The sequence below is a fragment of the Natrinema sp. 1APR25-10V2 genome (assembly GCF_031626495.1).
In the GTDB taxonomy this organism is placed as follows: domain Archaea; phylum Halobacteriota; class Halobacteria; order Halobacteriales; family Natrialbaceae; genus Natrinema.
Map to the genome: position 1 here is coordinate 596,139 of NZ_JAMQOJ010000001.1, position 20,304 is coordinate 616,442.

The 20,304-nt window shown below is 63.6% G+C and carries 20 protein-coding genes and 3 tRNA genes; 16 read left to right on the plus strand and 7 right to left on the minus strand.

The genetic code is table 11. From position 1 onward, the window contains the following. Positions 1-54: 54 nt before the first annotated feature. A complete protein-coding gene (locus NDO75_RS03150; protein WP_310904648.1) occupies positions 55-2,184 on the minus strand; it encodes an IucA/IucC family protein in 2,130 nt (709 codons plus the stop codon). 104 nt (positions 2,185-2,288) lie between these two features. Further along, positions 2,289-3,026 (minus strand): FAD-binding protein, encoded by a 738-nt coding sequence (locus tag NDO75_RS03155; RefSeq protein WP_310904649.1) that lies wholly within the window; start codon positions 3,024-3,026, stop codon positions 2,289-2,291. 133 nt (positions 3,027-3,159) lie between these two features. Between NDO75_RS03155 and NDO75_RS03160 the strand changes: the two genes are divergently transcribed. Then, positions 3,160-4,347, plus strand: a complete 1,188-nt coding sequence (locus NDO75_RS03160; RefSeq protein WP_310904650.1) for a M48 family metalloprotease — start codon at positions 3,160-3,162, stop codon at positions 4,345-4,347. Positions 4,348-4,449: 102 nt separating this feature from the next. Next, on the plus strand, positions 4,450-4,971 hold the full coding sequence (locus NDO75_RS03165) for an SRPBCC family protein (protein ID WP_310904651.1): 522 nt from the start codon (positions 4,450-4,452) through the stop codon (positions 4,969-4,971). 38 nt (positions 4,972-5,009) lie between these two features. Here NDO75_RS03165 and NDO75_RS03170 read toward each other — a convergent pair whose 3' ends face one another. After that, entirely contained in the window at positions 5,010-5,207 is a 198-nt protein-coding gene (locus NDO75_RS03170) for a hypothetical protein (protein ID WP_310904652.1), read from the minus strand. Between the two features lie 349 nt (positions 5,208-5,556). On the opposite strand from NDO75_RS03170, the gene trkA reads away from it, so the two are divergent. Continuing rightward, a complete protein-coding gene (gene trkA / locus NDO75_RS03175) occupies positions 5,557-6,894 on the plus strand; it encodes a Trk system potassium transporter TrkA (protein WP_310904653.1) in 1,338 nt (445 codons plus the stop codon). A 6-nt stretch (positions 6,895-6,900) separates the two neighbouring features. Here the strand turns inward: trkA and NDO75_RS03180 are convergent, their stop codons facing one another. After that, positions 6,901-7,947, minus strand: coding sequence for an NAD(P)-binding protein (locus NDO75_RS03180; protein WP_310904654.1), 1,047 nt, complete (start codon positions 7,945-7,947; stop codon positions 6,901-6,903). A gap of 81 nt (positions 7,948-8,028) precedes the next feature. Beyond that, positions 8,029-8,628: a heme NO-binding domain-containing protein gene (locus NDO75_RS03185; RefSeq protein ID WP_310904655.1), complete on the minus strand. Its 600-nt coding sequence runs from the start codon at positions 8,626-8,628 to the stop codon at positions 8,029-8,031. Positions 8,629-8,878: 250 nt separating this feature from the next. On the opposite strand from NDO75_RS03185, the gene NDO75_RS03190 reads away from it, so the two are divergent. From NDO75_RS03190 to NDO75_RS03220, 7 genes are all read left to right on the plus strand, one after another. Next, the gene (locus tag NDO75_RS03190) at positions 8,879-9,688 is read left to right on the plus strand and encodes a prephenate dehydrogenase/arogenate dehydrogenase family protein (RefSeq protein ID WP_310904656.1); all 810 of its coding nucleotides are present in this window, start codon (positions 8,879-8,881) and stop codon (positions 9,686-9,688) included. After that, positions 9,685-11,283: a class I SAM-dependent methyltransferase gene (locus NDO75_RS03195; RefSeq protein ID WP_310904657.1), complete on the plus strand. Its 1,599-nt coding sequence runs from the start codon at positions 9,685-9,687 to the stop codon at positions 11,281-11,283. Before NDO75_RS03190 ends, NDO75_RS03195 begins: the two co-directional genes overlap by 4 nt. A 51-nt stretch (positions 11,284-11,334) precedes the next feature. Then, complete coding sequence (gene surE / locus NDO75_RS03200; protein WP_310904658.1) at positions 11,335-12,141, plus strand: 5'/3'-nucleotidase SurE; 807 nt, start codon at positions 11,335-11,337, stop codon at positions 12,139-12,141. Between the two features lie 314 nt (positions 12,142-12,455). Then, positions 12,456-12,851 carry a hypothetical protein gene (locus NDO75_RS03205; protein ID WP_310904659.1) on the plus strand — a complete coding sequence of 132 codons (396 nt, stop codon included), beginning with the start codon at positions 12,456-12,458 and terminating at the stop codon, positions 12,849-12,851. 436 nt (positions 12,852-13,287) lie between these two features. Beyond that, positions 13,288-13,479 (plus strand): hypothetical protein, encoded by a 192-nt coding sequence (locus NDO75_RS03210; RefSeq protein WP_310904660.1) that lies wholly within the window; start codon positions 13,288-13,290, stop codon positions 13,477-13,479. Positions 13,480-13,667: 188 nt separating this feature from the next. Further along, positions 13,668-13,796 (plus strand): hypothetical protein, encoded by a 129-nt coding sequence (locus NDO75_RS03215; protein ID WP_256527488.1) that lies wholly within the window; start codon positions 13,668-13,670, stop codon positions 13,794-13,796. Between the two features lie 283 nt (positions 13,797-14,079). Continuing rightward, the gene (locus NDO75_RS03220; RefSeq protein ID WP_310904661.1) at positions 14,080-14,778 is read left to right on the plus strand and encodes a hypothetical protein; all 699 of its coding nucleotides are present in this window, start codon (positions 14,080-14,082) and stop codon (positions 14,776-14,778) included. A 142-nt stretch (positions 14,779-14,920) separates the two neighbouring features. Here the strand turns inward: NDO75_RS03220 and NDO75_RS03225 are convergent. Further along, a tRNA-Ala gene (locus NDO75_RS03225) sits at positions 14,921-14,992 on the minus strand. A gap of 249 nt (positions 14,993-15,241) precedes the next feature. Between NDO75_RS03225 and NDO75_RS03230 the strand changes: the two genes are divergently transcribed. The 3 genes from NDO75_RS03230 (at position 15,242) to NDO75_RS03240 (ending at position 16,579) form a co-directional block, all read left to right on the plus strand. Continuing rightward, positions 15,242-15,949 carry a class I SAM-dependent methyltransferase gene (locus NDO75_RS03230; RefSeq protein WP_310904662.1) on the plus strand — a complete coding sequence of 236 codons (708 nt, stop codon included), beginning with the start codon at positions 15,242-15,244 and terminating at the stop codon, positions 15,947-15,949. Between the two features lie 196 nt (positions 15,950-16,145). Further along, positions 16,146-16,216 (plus strand) — tRNA-Gly (locus NDO75_RS03235). Between the two features lie 174 nt (positions 16,217-16,390). Further along, a complete protein-coding gene (locus tag NDO75_RS03240; RefSeq protein WP_310904663.1) occupies positions 16,391-16,579 on the plus strand; it encodes a hypothetical protein in 189 nt (62 codons plus the stop codon). Positions 16,580-16,963: 384 nt separating this feature from the next. Here NDO75_RS03240 and NDO75_RS03245 read toward each other — a convergent pair whose 3' ends face one another. Next, positions 16,964-18,310: a S8 family serine peptidase gene (locus tag NDO75_RS03245; protein WP_310904664.1), complete on the minus strand. Its 1,347-nt coding sequence runs from the start codon at positions 18,308-18,310 to the stop codon at positions 16,964-16,966. A gap of 385 nt (positions 18,311-18,695) precedes the next feature. On the opposite strand from NDO75_RS03245, the gene NDO75_RS03250 reads away from it, so the two are divergent. From NDO75_RS03250 to NDO75_RS03260, 3 genes are all read left to right on the plus strand, one after another. Continuing rightward, complete coding sequence (locus tag NDO75_RS03250; protein WP_310904665.1) at positions 18,696-19,373, plus strand: hypothetical protein; 678 nt, start codon at positions 18,696-18,698, stop codon at positions 19,371-19,373. A gap of 225 nt (positions 19,374-19,598) precedes the next feature. Beyond that, a tRNA-Gly gene (locus NDO75_RS03255) sits at positions 19,599-19,669 on the plus strand. 154 nt (positions 19,670-19,823) lie between these two features. Beyond that, on the plus strand, positions 19,824-19,964 hold the full coding sequence (locus tag NDO75_RS03260) for a hypothetical protein (protein ID WP_310904666.1): 141 nt from the start codon (positions 19,824-19,826) through the stop codon (positions 19,962-19,964). Positions 19,965-20,304: the final 340 nt, after the last annotated feature.

Here is a 20,304-nt window from a genome sequence, read left to right on the forward strand (position 1 = left end):
CGGTCGACCGCGACGCCGCGGTGACCGGCCGCCTCGAGCGGACGGCCCGACGGCTCAGCGGTCTCCCTCGGGCGGGTCGATCCGCTGTCGGCCCGCCGGCGAGAGCGGGTTCGACACCTCGCTGGTCACGTACTCGTGGCGCTTGCCCCGAAGACGCATCGCGGTCAGCGCCTTGTGGACCGCCGGCTCCGCGAACAGCGCGCGCTCGTCGCGCCGGATTCGGTCGTCGGGGACCGCGGGATCGGCGCGGAGCCGATCGAACCCGCGCTCGCACTGCTCGCGGACCCGTTCCCAGCAGGCCCGCTCGTCGACGGCCAGCTCCAACCCGATCGTCGCGACGAGTTCCACGAGGTGGTTCTGGAAGAGCGCGTAGTACAGCTTCCGGTGGAGGTCTGCCTCGCCGTCGGCCTCGAGGTCGGAGTCGGGATACGGCTCGAGCGAGCGCCCGCGCTCGGCGAGCCGACCGCGGTGGACCCGGATTCCGCCGAGGTCCCGCACCAGCGTCGCCGTCGGCCGCGCCTCCCCGTCGAAGACGACGAGGCTGTTCTGGAGGTGGCTCTCGAGGGCGACGCCGTGCTTGCAACAAAGCAGGAGCTGGTCGGGAACGACGATGCCGGCGTAGCGCTCGAGGAACGACAGCGCCGCGTCCGCGGCGCTCGAGGCGTCCGTCGCCGCCGCGTACCGCTCGATCAGGTCGCAGACGAGCGGCCGTCCCGTCGCCGGCGACTCGGCGACGAGGCTCGCGGCGACCACTGGCTGCGCGTCGTCGGAAACGAGCGGATGGGCGTCGGGCGGCGTCCGCACCAGCCCCGAGAGGTGACGGGCGTCGTCGTATCCCTCTCCACTCGGATGAGGGCCGCTGGGCGGGTGGTAGCAGGTCGCCGCAGGCTCGCCCAGCAGCCCCAGCGTCTCGAGCGATTCCCGCCGTTCGATGCCACGGACGACGTCGGTCACCCGCGGCCCGTTGGCCACCGCGTGGGGTGACAGCGTGCGGACGACGTTCGTCGTCTGGACCGGGATCGCCAGCTTACAGCGCGGGAGCGGCCCGTCGGCGGTGCCCCCCGTATCGAACGGGACCACGGTCCGGAGGTTGAGCTGCGGCGTCGCCGGTCGCGCGTACTTCGGGATCGGAACCACGCGGCCATCGGCGCGCTGGCTCGCGTACCGATCCGGTACCGTGCGGTGGTACTGCAGCGGATGGACGGGAACGACGGCGTACTCGCCGGGATCGCGGCCCGCGGGAAGTGCCCGCTCGAGCGCGGCCGCGAGCCCGTCGAACGCATCGCAGAGCCGATCGGTCAGGCGGTCGCTCCCGGCCGCGCTCGTCTCCAGTGCGTACTCGCGGTCGATCGCGACGAACCGGAGGTCGATCCGGTCGGTGAACTCGGGGGCGTACGCCAGCCCCTCGGCGGGGGTCATCCCGCGCCGGAGCTTGCCGCCGGGATGGAAGGGGTGGCCGTCGGTGACGATCCGCTCGAAGGCAGCGGCGGAATCGGCGGCCGGGACGCTGGTCGCGACGCTCTCGAGCGGTCGCGGCGGGTCGGTCCCGTCCACGGCTCGCGACTGCACGGCCGCGGCGAGGCGCGCCAGCGCGAGGTTGGCGACGCTCTCGGCCACCTCCGCGCGGATTCGTTCGGCCTGAGCGGCGTCGCTGAACGCGCCCTCGCACTCGAGTGGCGGAACGAGATCGACCGGGTGCGAGACGCGCTCGGCCGTGCCGTCGGCCGCCGACCAGCGGCGGACCGGTCCGACGAGCCGGAAGCGGTCGTAGCCGCCGCTCGCCGCGATCCCGGCGAACAGGACGCTCTCGGCGGCCGGCAGCGGGACGAGCGCGAGCCGGCGACAGCGATCGGGGAATCCCGCGGCGATCGATCGCAGCACCTCCCCTTCGAGGGCCGACAGCGGCGCGAAGTCGTCGGGAACCGCCGGGGGCGACGGACTCGACGATTCGAGGGCCACGAACCGCGCGGTGGGAAGCCCCGCCGGATCGCCGCGGAGCAGCCCGTGGACGAACCGGTGGCAGACGTCGCGGCGGGCGTCCGCCAGCGCCTCGAGGTAGGCGGCCTCGGCGGGCGTCGAGAGCTCGTGCGCTCGCGCGTACCGGGTCGCAGCGCCGAGCGCGTCCCGTTCGGCCGCCGTGACGAGACCGCCCTCGGAGCGATCACGTCCGTTCGTCCCCGTCATACGTAGAAATCGTCGGGACGGGCTTCGACGCGGGCCGTGTTAATTCACCGGGGGCAGTGCAGCGAGTGCGAATCGACGTCGGTCCGGCACCGCACGTGTGTCGTTTACTCCTCCTCGACGCTCGGGTGCATCGTCGGTTCCTCGTCGAGGGGCTCGGCGAAGGCTTCGCGGATCGTCTCCCTGGCTCGCTCGTCGCGTTCGCGGCGTTCCGCGTCGTCGATCTCTTCGCAGCCCGGCGGCACGTCGCGGTCGCGGCCGGTGAAGTAGCCCTCGGGGACGACCCAGTCCTGATAGAATGCGACGTCGGCGTCGTAGACGACCGCGAGGGCGACCTTCGCGCCGTGGCCCGCCGCGACGACCGTCTGGTGGGGCTCGTCCGCGATCCGACCCGCGGCGTAGACGCCGTCGACGGCCGTCCGACCGCCCTCGTCGACGTTCACGAAGTGTTTGTTGCCCCGCTGCATCCGGCCGACGTCCAGCGGCTCGAGGTAGTCGCTATTGGGCCACGAGGCCGCGATCACCCGCCGCGCCCGGACGGGTTCGTCGCCTTCCGTCTCGAGGACGAATCCGGCCTCGAGTTCCCCTTCGGCGATCGGTTCGGCGCGGGTCACGCGCCCGAGTTCGAACTCAGCGCCCGCGTTGCCGGCCTGTTCGCGACTCAACTGCAGGTACCGGCGGGCGTCGACCCCGTCGGGGAAGCCGGGGTAGTTCTCGAGGCTGGCGTTGCGCGCGAGGATCGACTTTCCCCCGTCGACGACGAGGGTGTCCAGTCCCGCGCGGGCGGTGAAGATCGACGCGGCGAGGCCGGCGACGCCTCCGCCGACGATGCAGACGTCTCGCATGGTCCCCGGTTGGCCCGCTCGAGTATAGAAGGTTGCCGTCTCCGACGCCGATTGTGGCCCACGAGACGGCGATCGCCGCGTTCGTGTAGCACTACCGACAGCATTTTGATCCGCGGTGGTAAACGTTCGAGTAATGCTGGCGGCTCTCGCACTCGTCGTCGCGCTCGCGGTCGGTCCGTTCCTGGGCTTCCGCGCCTACGCCCGCCGCGTCGAGTCGATGGACGCGCCCGTCGAGGACCGGATCCATCGGTTGAACCGCGTCCAACAGGTCGGCGGATTCACCCTACCGATCGCCGGCATCATCGGCCTCTACGCGCTGGATCTGATGGATCGAACGACGGCGCTCGTCGGCACGGCCGGTCCCGAACTGTTCGGCCTCGCCGTCCTCGAGTTCGGCGCGATCATCGTCGTCACGTTCGGAATCGCCGCGCTCCCGCTGGTCTCGATGGCGCTCGGTACGTATCCGACGGTGCGGTCGCTCCGCGACACGTCGGCCTCGATGTGGAACGTCGCGAAGGGGGTCGTCCTCGTGATGGCGGCCAGTGCGATCTCGGTGGCAGTCGCCCTCGTCGGCTTCTTCGCGATCACGTCCGTCGTCGGCTCGTCGCTGCCCGTGCTCGTCGGTGCCCTCGGACTGATCGTCTTCGTCTCCTTCGGCCTCTCGCCGTACCTCGTCCTGATCGCGCAGGACCGCGTCCCGCTCGAGGGGGAGCGCCGCGAGCGCGTCGAACGCCTCTGTGCGGACCTCGGCTACAGGCCGCGCGGCCTCTTCCTGCTCGAGGGCGAGTCCACCAAGACCGCGAACGCGCTCGTCGCGGGCACCGTCCCCGGCTTTCGGTACGTCTTCCTCACGGATTACCTGCTCTCCGAGTGCGACGACGACGAACTGCGCGCGATCGTCGCCCACGAGTTCGGTCACGTCGCCGGCCGACACCTCTGGCAGCGCGGTCTCCTCACCGTCGCCGTCTTCGGCGGCTGGATCGTCGGCGTCCAGCAGTTCGGCATGGGCGGGCTCGAGGAACGGTTCGGCTTCCTCGGCTTCTTCCTGCCCTTCGTGACGCTATACGCGGTGTATCACGTCGGCTTCCTCGGCGGCCTCGCGCGCTGGCAGGAGTTTCGCGCCGACGCCTACGCGGCCCGCGAAGCCGGTCGCGAGGCGATCGTCGCCGCGCTCGAGACGCTCGCGGACGCGAACGACACCCGGCGCGAGGCGGGACTGCTCTACAGTCTCGCGACCCACCATCCACCGATCGGGTACCGTATCGACGCGGTGCGGGACGACGCCGACGGTGAGCGGTCGCGTGCGACGCCGAGTGACTGATGGCGGCGTCGCCGCGCGAGAGCCGGACTCGCTCGTGTAACCCGAGCCGATTTCGACCGGTCGAAGGGTAATCCTTACGTTCGAACCTGCCGTACAGCGTGTGTGGACAGAATTCTCCTCAGCACGCTCGCCCATCGCTCACCCGAGGAGGTCTTTCCGTACGTGCGGTCGTTCGCCGACTATCCACGGTACACCGACCATCTGAAGGAGGTCCGAATCAACGGCGACGGCGGCGTCGGCTCCGTTTACGACCTTCGACTGGCGTGGTGGAAGCTGGCCTATACGGCTCGCTCGAAAGTCACCGAGATTTCCGCGCCGGAGTCTCTTCGGTGGCGGCTGGTCAACGATATCGACGCCCGCGGCGAGTGGCGCGTCGAACCCGAACCCGACTCCGCGCCAGCGGACGCGGAGACGGCGAGTCGGATCTACTTCGAGGCCGTTTACGACCCCCACTCGGCCGACGAGAACGCGATCTCGCTGCCGCGGTTCGTCTCGCTGGACTGGGTCGTCCGGAAGGTCGAGCCCAAACTGCTCGACGAGGCCGAAACCGTCGTCGAGCGGCTGGTCGCCGACATCGAAGGTCGCCGGCGCGACGTCGAGTTGACGATCCACGAGATGCCGTAGTCGGGTGACGCAGCGGTTCGTGACGCCGAAAGCAGTTGCTACTGCTCCTCGTTTTCGAGTTCCTCGATTCGCTGCTCGAGCGCTGCCATCCGCTGTCCGTCTCTGCTGTGGCGAATGACGTACTTCCAGATGGCGACGATGATGACGATCGGAACCGCGAGGAAAGACAGGAGCACCACGACGAGTACGAGCAAATCGGGTGGGCCCATGCCACCGGGGACGAAGGCAGGTAGCATACAGATTTCTAATCACACACTTCATATACAAGTTACTACCTGTGTCGGTCTCGAGAGAACGTCCGGTCGAAACCGTCAACGGGATCGGCAGCGGCAGGTGCACCGAGTCCGGTACTGGCAGCGGCGGGTGCACCGAGTCCGGTACTGGCAGCGGCGGGTGCACCGAGTCCGGTACTGGCAGCGGCGGGTGCACCGAGCCCGGTACTGGCAGCGGCGGGTGCACCCAGCTCAGTATCGGGAGCGCTGTGGACTCAGCAGGCCCAACCCACTTACCCGTCGGGGGAAACACACCTGACATGAGTGCCGTCCGTATCGACTCGCGGCCACAGTGGCGGCGGGTGAGACGCGAATGCGCGTAATCGTCGTCGGCGCGGGACAGGTCGGCTCGAACATCGCCGAGAGCCTCGCCGACGAACACGACGTGGTCGTCGTCGACACGAACCCCGACAAGATCGACTCGATCACCTACTCCCACGACGTGCTGGCCCTCGAGGGCGACGGCACGTCGATCGAGACGCTCGAGGAGGCCGGCATCGAGCGCGCGGATCTCGTTATCGCGAGCACCGATATCGACGAGACGAACATCGTCGTCTGCGGGGCGGCGAAGGCCGTCGGCTCGCCGTTTACGATCGCCCGGGTCAAGAAGACGAACCTCCTGCGGACCTGGGAGCACTCGGCGGGCGCGTTCGGCGTCGATTTCATGGTCTGTACGAACCTCCAGACCGCGGAGACGATCGTCCGTATCGCCGGCCTGCCGGGCGCACACGACGTCGAGACGTTCGCCGCCGGGCTCGTTCACATGGCCGAGTTCGAGGTGGGCCCGGAGAGCCCCATCGCCGGCGAGACCGTCTCGGAGGCCGACCGCTACGAGTCGCTCACCTTCGCCGCCCTCCTGCGGGACGACGACGTCGTCGTCCCGACCGGCGACACGGTCATCGAGGAGGACGACGCCGTCGTCGTCATCGGCTCCGGAGAGAGCGTCCGCGCGTTTGCAGGGTCGCTGACCCCCGACCCGTCGCTCGATGACGTCGACGAAATCGTCATCGTCGGCGGCGGCGAGATCGGCTACCAGACCGCTCGGACCTTCGAGGCGGAGGGGATCGACCCGCGACTCGTCGAGCGCGACCCCCGGCGAGCTCGGCAGTTGGCCGAGGAGCTACCGGGGACGCTGGTCCTGCAGAGCGATGCGACGGACATCGACTTCCTCGTCCGAGAGCACGTCGACGAGTCCGATCTCGTCGTCGCCGCCCTCGAGAGCGACGAAAAGAACCTGCTCGTCTCTCTGCTCGCCAAACGGATCGGCGTCGAGCGCACCATCGGCGTCGTGGAGGCCGGCGAGTACGTCGACCTCTTCGAGACGGTCGGGATCGACGTGGCGGTCAACCCGCGACTCGTGACCGCCGAGGAGATCACCCGCTTCACGCGCGAACGGGAGACCGAGAACGTCGCCATGCTCGAGTCCGATCGCGCGGAGGTCCTCGAGATCGAGATCGACCGCGACAGCCTGCTGTTCGAGAACCGGATCGGGGACACGATGGGTCGGCTGCCGAACGGGGTCGTCATCGGCGCGATCACTCGCGACGAGACGTTGATCACGCCGCGGGGCGACACCGTGGTCGAGGGCGGTGATCACGTGGTCGTCTTCGTCGATACCGACGTGTTAGACGAGGTTACCTCGGCGCTGTAGGTTCCACTACCTGTCGGCGACCCGCGAACCGATCTCGAGCCCGTTGCGCAGCGCCGCGTGCAGCCGTCCCTCGCCGGCGACCCAGTCACCGAGACAGTACAGGTCCTCGCGCTCGGCGCGCTCGAGGGGTTCGAGGTCCACACCCTCGTCCGGCAGCGCGTACCGCCAGCCCTGATGGTCGGTCCAGTCGGGCTCGCGCAGGCGGTCGTCGTCGAGCAGATCGGCGGTCAGTTCGGCGAGCCGCTCGAGATTGCCCTCGGCCGGCTCGTCGTAGCGGTCGACCGACCACTCCGGATTCGCCTGGACGATCAGCAGCGATTCGCCGTCGGGGACGTGACCGGGCTTGCACTCCTCGCGGCTGACCCAACCGACTTCGTGGTCCTTGTCGCTGTTGACGAGCGCGTAGTAGGGCCGCTCGAGTTCGAACGGGTAGTGGAAGACCCCGGTCCAGATCGTCCGGTAGGGGACTGCCTCGGCGGCGTCGGCCAGCGACTGGCGAATATCGACCTCCCAGTCGGCCGACCGAACTAGTTCGGCGGTCTGGGGTGCAGGCGGATTCAGGAGCAGCGCGTCGAAGGGGCCCCACCGCTGACCGTCGGCGTCCTCGAGCCGCCACGTTCCGCTATCGCCGTCGTCTTCCCGAAGCAGCGTCTCTACCCGCGTCTCGCGGTGGATGGTCGCGCCCGTCCGGGCGAACAGCCGCTTCGCCACCTGCGTCAGCCCCTGCCGGTAGGTCCACTTGTGGTCGTCGCGACCGTCCCCTTCGGTGATCTCTCCCGCCGCGTCGAACGTCCAGACCGGGTCGGCGATCTCGACGAGCCCCTCGGTGTCCAGCGTTTCCGTGAGCAGGTCGACGACCCCCTCGTCGTCGGACTTGATGTAGTTCGCGCCGTAGTCGTAGACGGCGTCGTCGCGCCGCCTCGTCGCGGCTCGCCCGCAGAGGCCGCGGGATTTCTCGAACACCGTGATATCCGTCTCGACCGGCGCCTCCTCGAGCACGTGGGCTGCGGCCGCGGCGGCCGCTCCCGCACCGACGATTCCGATTCGCGTCATAGTCGGAGGTGGTCTCGAGGCCCCAAGTAGTCCGGCCCAAACAGCGGAGGGCCGTCGTCGAGAAACGAGCGGCGGATCGCCCTACGTCGTCGATTCGAACTCCCATTCGATCACCCGCTCGGCTCGCCGACGCGGCGTCGTGCCGCCGACGGCGACGAGCTCACACTGCGACGCGCCGTCGTGACGACAGCGACGTTCGTAGACCTCGAGCCGCTGGTCGTAGTGGTCGCCGATTCCTTCTAACAGTCCCATCGCGACCTGACACAGACCCCGTCGTGAGCCGTACGTGACGACGACGACGCCCTGGTCGAGCCGGATCGCGGAGATCGCGGGTGGTTCGTACTCGAGCGTGTCGCTGTTTCGAAGCGCCTGATGGATCGTCCCCTCGACGTTCTCGACGAGCTCGAGCGCGTCCCAGTCGTCCTCGATGTACACGCCGTACATATCGACGAGCGTCGGGACGACGTAACGACCGAACGTCCTGAGGAGTTCCGACTGTTCGATGCCCGATAGCTCGACGGCCGCTTCGACGAGCGCGACGAGGTCTTCGTCCGGGTACGCGGAGACGGGCGTGTAATGGACCCCGCCTACGCCGGCTTTTTCCCGGATCTGGTTCCACGTCCCCTTATCGTACGTCTCGACGACGAAATGCTTCAACCCCGTAAAGATGATTCCGTGCATACGTGCTGTGTCGCTCCGTTCTGGACCCGTCCCTGCCGCCCTGTAAACGAGCGTGGCTATCGTATCTATATTGATTTAATATAAATATGAACCTAAACGATATGTCACCTCTCGGCTACGGCGAGCGTGAGCGGCGGTGGTACGACTCGGGCGGCTCAACCGCGTTTCGCGGCATCCCTCGAGCGAGCCGACAGTCACGGGAGCCGGTCGATCGAACGGCTTTTGCAACGTCGGCAGGTAGGAGCGGTCGATGGACGTACTGATCGTCGGCGCGGGGTCGATGGGGACGTGGTTCGGGGACGCGATCGACGCCCGAGTCTCGTTCGCCGACGTCGACGGCGACGCCGCGGCGGCCGCAGCCGAGCGAGTGGACGGTTCGGTCGCCGACCTCGAGGGCGGGCGGACGTACGACGTCGTCTGTCTCGCAGTGCCGATGGCCCACGTCACGGGTGCGATCGCCGAGCAGGCCGATCGCGCCGAACGGGCGATCGTCGACGTCTCGGGCGTGATGGAACCCGCGCTCGAGGCCATGGAACGCCACGCTCCGGACCTGGAGCGGGTGAGCCTGCATCCCCTTTTCGCGCCCGAGCGCGCGCCCGGTTCGATCGCCGTCGTCCGCGATCGGTCGGGTCCGGCGACGGACGACCTCCTGGCGTCGCTGGCGGCCCGCGGGAACGAGTTACTCGAGACGACGGCCGCGGATCACGACGAGGCCATGGAGACGGTGCAGGCGGCGACCCACGCCGCGGTGCTCTCCTTCGCGCTCGCGGCCGAATCGGTTCCGGACGGGTTCGAGACGCCGATCTACGAGGAGCTACGGCGCCTCGCGAGACAGGTGACCGCCGGCACGCCGCGAGTTTACGCCGACATTCAGGCGACGTTCGACGGCGCCGACGCGGTCGCCGACGCCGCCGCCGACATCGCCGCGGCCGATTCCGAGGAACTCGAGGCGCTGTACCGGGAGGCGGCGGCGAACTGGCACGGCGGGAGCGACGCCGATGAGCGCGATGCCGATGACGGAGAGACGGACCGGGACGAATCCGGCGGTGATGCGGCGTGAGCGATCAGCGCGAGGCGATCCGCTCGAACGCGAAGTATTTGCGCAACGTCCGGCCGATCGATCCCGAGGAGATCTGTGAGTACGTCGAGGGCTCCCCCCACCCCGCGGTGGTCCGCCAGCATCTCCGCGAGGACGCCGCCCTCCTCGGCCTGATCGAGCGCGACGACGGCACCTTCGTCCCCGTCGGCGACGAGCCGGTACGGCCGCTTCGGGGACCCGTCGAACGGTTCCCGGCGGCGTACGAACGCCGGCTCGAGGACGCGCTCGCCGATCGTTACGGGCCGAACTGGGAGGGCGGTGCCTCCGGCGATCTCCTCCGGTCGACGATCCGCCGGTTCAAAGCCGACTACCTCGAGGGTCGGCCGGTCGAGTACGACGAGGACGTGGCCGCGGGCTACGCGATCTACCACCTGCCGGGCTACTACGCGGCGATCCAGTACGCGCTCGACGATCTCGCGGATCGGGGACTGCTCGGTCGCAATCTCCGCGTGCTCGATATCGGCGCGGGGGTCGGCGGCCCCGCGCTCGGCCTCTGTGACTACCTCTCAGACGACGCCCTGCTCGAGTACCACGCGATCGAGCCGAGCGCGGCTGCGGACGTATTCGAGGACCTGCTCGGGGCGACGGGACGGAACGTCCATCCGACGGTCCACCGGACGACCGCGGAGGCGTTCGATCCGAGCGCGGCCGTCGGCGCTGACGGGGACGGTCCGGGCGACGGGTTCGATCCCACCGCGCCGGACGACGGCTTCGACCTCGTGCTCGCCTGTAACGTGCTAAGCGAACTCGACGACCCCGCCGCCGTCGCGCGGTCGTTTCTCGAGACGCTCGCGCCGGCGGGAACCTTCCTCGCGATGGCGCCCGCGGACAAGAATACGAGCATCGAACTCCGCGAGGTCGAACGGAACCTCGAGGGCGAGCGGCTGTGGGACCGCGACGCGTTGCCGGTCGAGGCGGCGGACGAGGACGACGATCCGGCCGCTCACCGACGCGGCGAGGTGACCGTCTACGGCCCCGCGGTCCGGCTCTGGCCCGACGAAACCCCGTCGGACCGCGGTTGGTCGTTCGACGTGCGTCCCGACCTCGACGTGCCGGGATTCCAGCGCCGACTCGACGAGGCCGCGCCGGCGGACGACGAGAAACACGCGCCCGGCGAGTTCGTCAACGTCGACGTACAGTTCTCCTACTCGCTGCTCCGACTCGACGGCCGTCGGCGGATCGAGATGGCACTCGAGACCAGCGAGTGGGCGAAGATGGCCGAGATGGACCGCCACGTCACGAACCGGATCGACCTCGTTGCAGCGAAACTCAGCCGCTCGCTGAGCGGAGACGACGGGAGCGATGGCAGTAGCGGAGGCAGCCGCAGCGGTCGCAGTGACGGCGGAACGAATCCGCTATTCAAGATCAGCGACGGCAGCGAGGCCGTCGACCACTACGCCGTCGTCACGACGGAGACCGCGCTCAACCGGCCGCTGCTCGAGGCCGACTACGGCGACGTCTGTTCGTTCGAGGGAGCCCTCGCGCTCTGGAACGACGACGAGGAGGCCTACAACCTCGTCGTCGACGAAGAGACGATCGTCGATCGAGTCGCCTGACGGGATGCCGGAAGCGGTGGTCTTTTCGCGCCGCCGGCCGACCGGCGTGACATGAGCGACGACCTCGAGATCCTGCTGACCAACGACGACGGGATCGACAGCACTGGCATCCGGGCGCTGTACGACGCCCTCTCCGAGCACGCGAACGTGACCGTCGTCGCACCCGCCGGCGATCGGAGCGCCTGCGGCCGCTCGCTCTCTCACGAAGTCGAGGTCGACGACCACGAACTCGGCTACGCCGTCCACGGAACGCCCGCCGACTGCGTCGTCGCGGGCCTCGCCGAACTCGGCCCCTTCCCCGACCTCGTCGTCGCGGGCTGTAACAAGGGCGCGAACCTCGGCGAGTACGTCCTCGGGCGCTCGGGAACGATCAGTGCAGCCGTCGAGGCCGCATTCTTCGACGTGCCGGCGATCGCGACCTCGCTGTACGTCCCCGCCGAGGACACCCCGTTCGACCAGACGGCGGTGACGACCGACCAGTACGCCGAAGCGACGCGCGCAACGACGTATCTCGCCGAGCGCGCGCTCGAGGCGGGCGTCTTCGATCACGCGGCCTATCTCAACGTCAACGTGCCGCTGCCCGGGGACGAACCCGCGCCGATCGAGGTCACGCGCCCGTCGAAGCGCTACGAGATGGACGCAGAACGGGACGGTGCCCACGTCACCCTCCACGACCGCGTCTGGGAGGACATGCATCCTGACACGCTCCCCGACCCCGAAGGGACCGACCGCCGCGCCATCGTCGAGGGTCGGATCAGCGTCTCGCCGCTGACCGCGCCCCACACGACGGAACACCACGAGGCGCTCGATGCGCTCGCCGACGCCTACGCCGAGACGGTCGGGACGGCCGACCGCTGACGGTTCCTCGGCCCTGCCTCGGTCGAGCCACGCCACGTCTAAACTACCGCTCGAGCCGGGAAGGCGGCGGCTACCGGCAGTATCGGTGAACTGGTACGTGTTCCCGCTCGGCGCCGCTCGGGTTGGTCGGCGAGCCTGTCGGTCGCTCAAACTGATAACTGACTTGCGACCCGCAAGGCGGTCGCTATTCGACAGCGATGCCGTCACGATATGTACAACGTAACCGGACCAACCGGATGTGTATCATATGGAACATAAAATCAAGGTAGGTGGGCGTTCAAGCTGTGGTAGTCCCAACGGAGCGTGATCAACAGATGGTATTCAGCACACTCTGGACCCGCATTTCGTCTCTCTGGCGCAGTTCGGCCGACGAATCCCCATCGGACGAATCCGCGACGACAGCGGCCGAGGAACCGGACGAGGAATCGGAGGACGAAACGTTAAGCTACGCCGAAGAGATCGAGTACGGTGTCGACGAACGCGAGCTGCCGGACGAAGACAAAATCCTTCGGATGCTCGTCAAACGCGGCGGCCGCGTCGACCAGTCGACCATCCGCGAGGAAACCGGCTGGCCGAAAGAGCACCTCGAGGAAGTCATCGATCATATGGAAGACGAAGACCAGATCAGCGCGATCACCGTCGGCCGCAAACGCGTAATCTGCCGGCGCGGGTTCGAGCCGAAAGGCTACCGGGGCCACCTCAACGAGTAATCCATCGGTATCCTGCCGCGTAGCGGCGGTCATCGGCTTTCGGTCGCCCTCCCGTTGGCCGTCTCGGCCCGCCGTTCAGCCAGCGGAGCGAGGACCCACCCTGCCATCTCCCCACGCAGATGTATCCGAGCCGCCGGCGGAGGGACCCCGATTCCGATAACTTACGGCCGAAAACACGCGAGTCGTGGTCGACTACGAGGGGCCGATTGCGCCTTCGAGGTCGTCGGCGACGACGACCTCGAGTACGCTGACACGAGCGCTCCGGAGGCGACGGTTCCCGACGCGGTACTCGAGGCGCTCGAGACGCGGGGAGACATCGTCCCCCGTGAGTGCGTAACCCGCTGCGTCCCGCCATCACGCATACCATATGTTTTCACAGCGAAAATCGTTAGATTGGAAACCTTCTTTCCATAGTTCTCCCATCTGTCTGCTGGGGATGGCACACAAAGACGACGTAACGCGGGTACTCGCATCGTGCACTGCATGTGGCTCCGTCTATGCAGCGCGCCAGTGGCCGGATGGCGAGATCCGAATCATCGGTCAGGACGGGTGCGCTTGTGGCTCGACTGACTTCGAACTCGTCGACGATTCCGACGACGAACCGGGGGTGGACTCTGGCGAGGACTGAGTCGCCGATCGCAGTAAGCTTGTCTCTGCACGTCTCTTGAGCGATCCGATACACTCGGACAGCGACTGCTATCGCACCGAACGCCGTTCCGAAACAGGCGTATCAGCTCCCGGATGCATCTATCCGTCGCGATGGTTCGAACACGAAGACCATCATAGTTAAGCGAGTGAACTGTGAAGGCAACGATCATGCCTTCAGACGAATTCCTCGATGGCGAGTCGCTCACCGGACGACAAGCGGGAATCATCTTCGCTAGCTTTCTCAGCTTCATCATCCTCTCTGGGGTCGCACTGGTGTTGCTCAAAGGCCTGTTCTGACGATCGTCCCGCAGACGGTAGACGGACGCTCGTCCCCGAAAGCAGCGGTCGAGCTCCGGAACGATTTTCTCCCTCTCGAGCGGGCAGTCGACTCGAGTCCGTCTACGTTCTTCTTGGCTCTCTCGAACCGAGTCGCTCGAGTCTCCTGAAGTAGTTCCACCATTTCCGCACTCACCACCGAGCGGTGTTGCCATGTCGGGCATCGTTCTCCTCTTCCTCCGTCGTTCAAATACAAGTGCAATATCAACATTTATTATAGGATTCTATAGTTGTCTGTACGAATATGTCATCCGTTCACGATAGTACGCGAACCAGTCAGTATGCCTCGGCAGTCGACGTGCCGAAGGTCGCCGGAACCGCAACCGCACTCGTTGCAGTGAACATCCTGTTGATGCTAGTGGGGAGTTACACGCCGCTCGCGGATCTCGGCGTCCTCCTGTTCTCGAATTACTTTATCGGAATCGGAACATTCGTCGTCACGATCGGTGGCGGGTTTTGGATCTCGAACAAGGGCATCCAAGGGGATGCCCTGCCACTCGCTGGTGCTGGTGTCGCATTAATCCAGTTTGGTTATACGCTGTTGGGCTCTGCGATCCTCGTGATCGCGCCGGCCGAGCTCCGTGTTCCAGCCCTTACCATTACTACGGTTCTGACGGGACTCCTCACGGCCGGCGTCGTCGTCCTCGTCTACCGTACCGATCGATCGTTCGACCGCTGGCAGCTCTACTCGAGAGGGTTGTTCGTCGCTGGCTTCGTCGCAGGCGGCGTTGGGGTGTTCGTCAACCCGACGCTCGTGCTCCTCGCGTCGGTTCTGTTTTTCCTTGGGTTCGTCACGGACCTCACCTACGAGATCTGGGCCGTCAAGGAAAACAAGTACGCGAGCACGCTCCGAAACGCGATCGGCATCTACATCGCCGTAATGGGCGTCTTCATCCACATCCTCCAACTCGTGTTGCGGATCCTCTCGCTCCTCGATAACTAACCGGAAACGAATCAGCCGTACTCGCGTGCGGGGTAGCGTGTTCGATCGCCACTTCCGACCGGCGGCGATATCGGGACCGTTCTATCTGCTCGAGAAAGGAGATCAGTAGCTCGCGACCCTGTCTACGGTGGAGAAACTCGAGTGGACTCGCCGGGATTTGAACCCGGGGCCTCTCCCATGCCAAGGGAGTGATCTACCTCTGATCTACGAGCCCTCGTGCGCACTCCACAGTTTCCGTCGGGAATAGATAAACCCCTCGAATTCCTCGAGTCGCGTTCCGGCACCTCAGCTCTCGTGATCGATTTCTTTACCGTGAGAACGAACCCGTGGCAAAGTCGTGCGCGAATTCGGCTTACGATCGACGACAAACAGCTGCTCTGCATACCGTTTCACGCCGACTGTAGTCACGAGCCGCTCGACGGGTAGCGAACGTTTTTTGCGCGTTTGCCGATCATCTCCGTCGATGGCCAGGGATCAGAACCGAGACCGAGAGCGACCCAGTAACCGGGACGAACGCGAGCGTCGAGCCGGTATTCGAGACACTTACGACCGGATTGCGACGCACTTTGCGTCCACTAGAGAGTACGCCTGGCCCGAAGTCGAATCGTTCATCGAGGCTCATGCGCTCGACTCAGCCGCCGGTATCGGATTAGATCTCGGTTGCGGCAACTGTCGCCATGCCGAGTTGCTCGCCGCTCACCTCGAGTCCGTCGTCGGGCTCGACGTCAGTCGCGGACTGCTCGAGACGGGCCGCGAGCGAGCGCTCGAGCGCGGGTTCGAAGTCGAGCTGGTACAGGGGGATGCCGTCTCGCTTCCGCTGACGACTGACAGCGTCGGGCTCGCGGTTTACGTCGCGACGCTCCACCATTTGCCGACGCGGGAGGCCCGTCGAGCCAGCCTCGACGAACTCGCCCGGGTGCTCTCACCGGACGGCTACGCGCTCGTCAGCGCGTGGTCGACCGCCCACGACCGATTTGACGAGACCACGGGTTTCGATACCACTGTCGAATGGACTCTCCCCGGCGGCGAGACGGTCGACCGGTTCTACCACATCTATGCACCCGAGGAGTTCGAAGCCGATCTCATCGACAGTGACCTCGAACTCCGCGAGTGGGAGCTCTCGAGCGGGAACTGCTACGCGACGGTAGCGGGGGCGACAGCGAGCAACTGACGACCGCCACGTGGTCGTTCGGTCCCGCCTCGAGTGAGGATCGTTCGATTGATATCTCTCGGCCGAAAGAAAGGGCTGCTCGAGCGACCACAGTTCCGACGAACGACGGCGACTTCGACCGCCAGCAGGGTCTCGTTCATGGGTGGTCACGGCGAAAAGGAAGAGCCTTAAACGTGGAGCGAAGATCCGAGAATGCGCGCGGATGGTCTAGTGGTAGGACCTGAGCCTTCCAAGCTCATGGCCCGGGTTCAAATCCCGGTCCGCGCATGGAGACAGCAGAGCTGTCTCGCAGTTTTCTCGGTCCGCATACGGTGAACGAAAGATGCGGATCACAGCTCATAGTCCGGGTTCGACTAGCGACTCCACCGTCGTGCAGCGATTTCAAAAGCTATCAGGCTCATGGAACGTCCGAGCCTACCCTAATCGACAGCGAGGGTAGGGATGGGAGAAAAGCAATCTACGAGCGACGACATTCCGATCGTGAACCGACCTACCCGCACACAGCTCGATGAGAGGCAGTTAGTCGACTACGAAGAGTACAAAACGAGCCTCATCAGGTGGCTTCTCCGGTGTGGGAAAGAGCCGGAGAAGGTAGTAATCTATGGTGGACACGAAAGCGAGTATCAGTGATAGGCATCGCCAATCCCTCCGTCGAATTTTCTTGACTCGGCTTTCACTGACGGAAGTGCTGCTATCCCTCGGACCTACGAGTGAAAATGCTAGACGGTTTTCGAGCTGTAAGCTCTGATTCCCCGACTGTGTGACTTCAGCACCAAATCCATCAATTTCGGAACCTTATAAAACTTATACGGTGAGTGTCGGTGATGCCGGGTAGGTAGCGAACGATCGGATGAACCGATTGAATGGATTCGTTCTGGTAGCAGTAGCCGAACTGCCTGTCAGTGTCTCTTTCGTGGATTGAATCGCCGATTTTTCGTTGTCCTTATCTCAGTAGTGTATGTGTATTTAGACTGAAATAAGTGAACGGAGAGTAAGCGTTCCCGTGGGTACGCACTATAAGGCGTCTAAGGCATCTCTCACATTCAACCGACCAGCACCGAGGTCCGAATCATTCTGCCCAGTAACGATATCAGCACCTTGCTTGATTGCATTTTCAACCTGTCTCACATTTGCATCAGGTGCCTCCTCTCGAAGGAGTGCCGCTGCCCCGGATACTTGTGGCGCGGCCATCGACGTACCGGCGAGATATGCGTATTGACCAAACTCCTGTCCGAGCATGCTATCAGGGGCCATCGAGCTCCACACGAGATTCGTTGGGAATGGCCACTCGACTTCTTCGGAATCCATCTCGAGTGTTTTCTCTAGGGTTTCATATCCGCCACCCGGCGCACCGACGTCGATCTCGTTCGTTCCCCAATTGGAGTAGAAGGTGAGTTCGTCGTTTGGTCCTGTTGCGCTAGTGCTGATTACGCCGGCAAGACTATTCGGAAGCGTCCAGGATCCTCCTTCTTGGAGACTCTCTCCGTGATTTCCGGCACTTCCAACAACAACCGTTCCCTGTCGGGTTGCGTATTGCATTATAGGTTCGGTTACACCACGAATGCCCCCCGCGTTGAAAGGCCCGTCAAGCGTCTCTATTGTCCCGAGGCTCATATTCGCGGAATCGGCCCCTACCTCGGCCACTGCGTATTCGATCGCGAGGAGGAGATCACTCCAGAAATTATCTTGCTCCTCCTCTTCGGTCGTGAACACGCGCAACGAAACGAGTTCAGCGTCCGGTGCCGTCCCGACGACACCAATCTCGCCCGTGGCGGCTGCAATACCGGCAACGTGGGTTCCATGACCATACCAGTCACCCGTGTGGTCTCGAATTTCACCTCCGAATATCGCTGCACTGGCTTCGCCATTGACATTTTGGAGATCGGGATGTGTATGATCAATGCCTGTGTCGATGATCGCAACGGTAGATCCCTCTCCGGTCGCGATCTGATGTGCCTTCTCAACGCCAGTAACGTGTTTATCCCACTGACGATCCCAGAATGCCGGCTTATCGGATGAACTCTCGACCGTCGCCGTTTCAACGGGCTCTTCGAGTTCGATCTTGAAGTCTGGAATTACGACCTGCACCCCGCGAACGGCCTCGAGCTTATCGAGGCTACCATCCGGACCTACGACAACGAGCACCTCTCCGTCAGCAAGTTCGGTTTCGATGTCGTATCCCGCTCGTTCGATTCGACCGGTAGCACCGCTCCCCTCTACTCTCGCTAGATATCGGGTTTCTCCATTGGCCGAGGCGACCCCGGCAAACACGAGTGTGGGTCCGATGCCTCCGGTTCCCTTCAGAAGCGTTCGTCGATTCAGATTGTGTGTCATCCCGAACCATATCTGCCTTCTGTCCATACACGATTAGTTAATCACATTATTACTTACTGTTTCTAGAGGCTAATCGATGGTAGACGTAATAATGAAGCGCGATGTCGATCAAACGCTTTCGGACATTCTCTGATCACCTCGCTCTATTACGGAGTAGGAGGAAGCCTTTCTATTCTACACTCCCATATATAGGAGTCTAGTACGTCTGAGTTGAGAATACTCGGCGAAGAAGCAGATACTGATCCACATAGAAATAGAGATAATTTCTGTTCAAAGTCGTTGGGCTGCCTCTCCCGGGGAGGTACCTTGCGGTAGAATACCTACCGAAAGCGATTATCGCCAGTTTCTCTCCGAGTAGCTGATAAACGGCCAACGATTTATGGCTTCTCTATACTAATTTCGATAAAGTTGTATGTCGTCGCCAAGCGCACTAACAGGTATTCTGCGTACACAGTCCTATTCTGGCCTCAATACGATCAATCGTGAGTTATGCGATAACAGGATTAAAAGAAGTGGAGGGAAGGAAAAGTATGTTCAACGCTTACGTCGGTCTCTCAAAAATTCCTTAGATAATGGTGATATACTATGGGAGGATCTCTTAGAGGTTCTTCAAGCGGACAATGAAGCACGTACTAGAACCCGAATCAGAGATTGCTTAGCAGGTGTTACATTTTCAAAGACAACAAGTCAAAAGGAAGGAGAAGAGGCGATCGAGCACTACGTGACCGCCGAAGTCTTCCAAGCTCTCCAATGGAAGTTCCAAGATGATGATATAGAGGTATATGACGAAAAGTGGCAAAACAAGTCAGTAGGCCGTCCGGACATAACTGTTTTTGATGATGATGACAAATATGTTATCGAAGTTAAAACATCATCTCTTGGTGCAATGAGCAAACTTAAAGAACAAGTGAAAAAGTACAAAGAGGTCGATGGGTTCCAGTGGCTCCTCGTCTTATACGTAACTACTAACCCTCGAATGACATTAGAAAAGAACTCAAAGCGAAAAAATATGATCGCCGGACTGAAGGGACATCACAAACGGTTAACCGTCGTAGATAAAGGGCCAGATAGTTTCTATCCAACGAAATAGGAATCCCTCTGGTTTTCCAATATCTGAATAGCGTATTTGAAGCCAATAGATCTATCTACCCCCATGTAGGGGTGTGAGTTTGGAACAAGAATGTCAATACTTCTTCTCTAAACGAATCGCCGTGAGCCACATATTCATGCTCCCGGTCTTTTTATAGGAGCACCTCATTGAGTCGACGTACGGACGCGAGAAAATCGCGAGACGGCCCGTAATTTCGGGGCTCCAGCGCGGATGGTCTAGTGGTAGGACCTGAGCCTTCCAAGCTCATGGCCCGGGTTCAAATCCCGGTCCGCGCATCACTCTCCTCCGCATCGTTGCCGTCCACTCGAGCGAATGACCTCCCAGTGCAGTAAGTCAGTGATCCACGACCAGGGTTCACGCGAAACTGGACGAGACGCAACTCGCTGCTTTCGGGTTTCCTCACGTAGACAGTACGCGGTCCATCGACCTATGAGTGAAGAAACCGAGAACATCGTCCTCGTACCCGAACCGTCAGCGAAACACCTCAACCCTCGACAGCGTGTCTCCTACCGAGACCACCGGTGCAAGCTCGTCGACTGGATGCTCTCCGAGGGAAAAGATCCGAAATGATCGATCGGCTACGCCCGTTCGACGACGCGTCAACGAACGTATCGCCTCGACACACTCTACCGAAAAACGTGGAATGCAGAGAATCGATACACGGAGAAGATCACGCCCACACATGCGGACGCCTGGATGGAGGAGTTAGCGGAGACGGATTACTCCCAGAGCTACAAACACTGCTGTCAGAAAGCGGTGCAGACGCTGTTCAAGTGGAAACGACACGAACTCGGCAGCTCAGTCGAATGGGAACCGGAAATATCGTTTGCATCGCGATCGCTTCACAGCCCGCGCGATTTCCTCACGCGTGACGAACGGGAGCGCGTTCGAGAAGCTGCCCTCGAATACA